This window comes from Streptomyces sp. MK7 (assembly GCF_032658145.1).
GTDB lineage: Bacteria > Actinomycetota > Actinomycetes > Streptomycetales > Streptomycetaceae > Streptomyces > Streptomyces spiralis.
This window is the reverse complement of record NZ_JAVACL010000185.1, coordinates 1-289: the sequence shown is the minus strand read 5'-3', so window position 1 is coordinate 289 and position 289 is coordinate 1. Positions and strand designations below refer to the sequence as shown.

General features: G+C 76.1%; 1 protein-coding gene. It reads left to right on the top strand.

Annotated features, from left to right (window positions below; all coding sequences use genetic code 11):
• Positions 1-59 precede the first annotated feature (59 nt).
• Positions 60-289: hypothetical protein (locus tag R2S09_RS40415; protein WP_316746297.1), on the top strand; the 230-nt coding region annotated here is incomplete at its 3' end.

The following is a 289-nucleotide window of genomic DNA, read 5'->3' as shown; positions in this document are numbered from 1 at the left end:
CGACCGCCGGGACGACCGCCGGGACACGGACCGCAGGGACGACCGCCGCGGCTTCCGCCGTGACGACGACCGCGGCTACGGCCGGCGTGACGACCGCGGCGGCTACGCGCGCCGCGACGACCGCGACGACCGCGCCGAGCGCGGCGACCGGGGCGGCTTCCGGCGGGACGATCGCCGCGATGACCGGCGTGATGATCGGCGTGACGACCGGCGTGACGATCGGCGTGATGATCGGCGCGATGGCGACCGTGGTGGCTACGGCCGGCGTGATGACCGCGATCGTGACCGT